Below are 407 nucleotides of genomic sequence, written 5' to 3'. Positions count from 1 at the left end.
GCTGTAGAGCCCGCCGTGAATGCTCAGGTTCTGTAGCTGACCTGGCTGCCGCACCTCGTGTTTCTCATTGAGCTTTTTGAGAATGCGCTGTGTTTCCGGATCGTCGCTGTTGTCATCATAAATAACGATGGTTGAGTGGCTGGCACAGTGCTCGACTGACTCCACGCAGTTCTTCAGGTGTGGCCCACGATTGAATGAAAAGATAAAGGTGATCATCAGGCGTCAATCCGATTCCGATTTGAGGTTGGTGCGTTTGCCAACGATATCCGTCAAGCCAGGGCTCGGTTCAAGCTCAAAATGAGCAAGCATGGCCTCGATTTTTCCCTGATCATTAAGTTCACTGATATCAATGCTGTAATACCGGATTCGGGGGTGTTTCTCTCTGAAAAGATTGGACCGCGCCATTG

The 407-nt window shown here is 49.9% G+C and carries 2 protein-coding genes; both read right to left on the bottom strand.

Annotated elements, in window-relative coordinates:
* The coding region (locus FY251_RS21910; RefSeq protein ID WP_148417009.1) for a glycosyltransferase family 2 protein at nucleotides 1-216 on the bottom strand (216 nt) is incomplete at its 3' end.
* 6 nt (nucleotides 217-222) lie between these two features.
* A partial coding sequence (locus FY251_RS22940) for a hypothetical protein (RefSeq protein ID WP_222847924.1) occupies nucleotides 223-407 on the bottom strand: 185 nt, incomplete at its 5' end.

The sequence above is a fragment of the Haloferax sp. KTX1 genome (assembly GCF_902410085.1).
GTDB lineage: Archaea > Halobacteriota > Halobacteria > Halobacteriales > Haloferacaceae > Haloferax > Haloferax massiliensis.
Note: the sequence above shows the minus strand (reverse complement) of the source record. Positions and strands in the feature narration are given on the sequence as shown.